Origin of the sequence: Psychrobacter celer, from assembly GCF_016107555.1 — a bacterium.
Classification (GTDB): Bacteria; Pseudomonadota; Gammaproteobacteria; order Pseudomonadales; family Moraxellaceae; genus Psychrobacter; species Psychrobacter celer.
On sequence record NZ_JABASU010000071.1, the window covers coordinates 1 to 484 of the forward strand.

Genomic DNA, 484 nt, shown 5'->3' on the forward strand with positions numbered 1-484 from the left:
GCTAAGTCTTGATAGTTTTTATGCCGATAAGCGCGTCCATAATGACAGACGGGTATCGGAAAACCATCCATAAAATGAATGTTGTCACGGCCCTCAAGTTCACTGACTTTATCTTGTATCTGCTGTTTGACTTGCCACAGATTGGCGCAGTGCTTTGCGAAGTTAGGGTATGAGCCGATGGCTGGAAACCAGTCTTGCCAATGCTGGGTAAAGTATTGCCAAATTTGTTTGTCTTGATCAAGGTGTAAAAATTCACCGACCATCTCCATGCAAATAACCTCAGGATCACTCAACTTTGGTGCGTAACCTGCACTTCGCAAGGGCTGGGTGACGACTATTTTGTAATATTGCTCTACCATTAAATAGATATTGATGATAAATTCGTCTATGGGCATCTCACAACTCCATTGTATTCTTGGTCGAAAACAATAGATTAGTGAGGTGCTCTTCTTTTTTCAATCACTTTCGAAGTTGAGAGTGGGGT

Annotated in this window: 1 protein-coding gene; it reads right to left on the reverse strand. The window is 42.1% G+C overall.

What is annotated here, in order from left to right; translation table 11 throughout:
* Positions 1 to 395, reverse strand: a 395-nt coding sequence (locus tag JFC05_RS12720) for a transposase family protein (RefSeq protein WP_476748483.1), incomplete at its 3' end; no start/stop codon positions are given.
* Between the last annotated feature and the right edge of the window lie 89 nt (positions 396 to 484).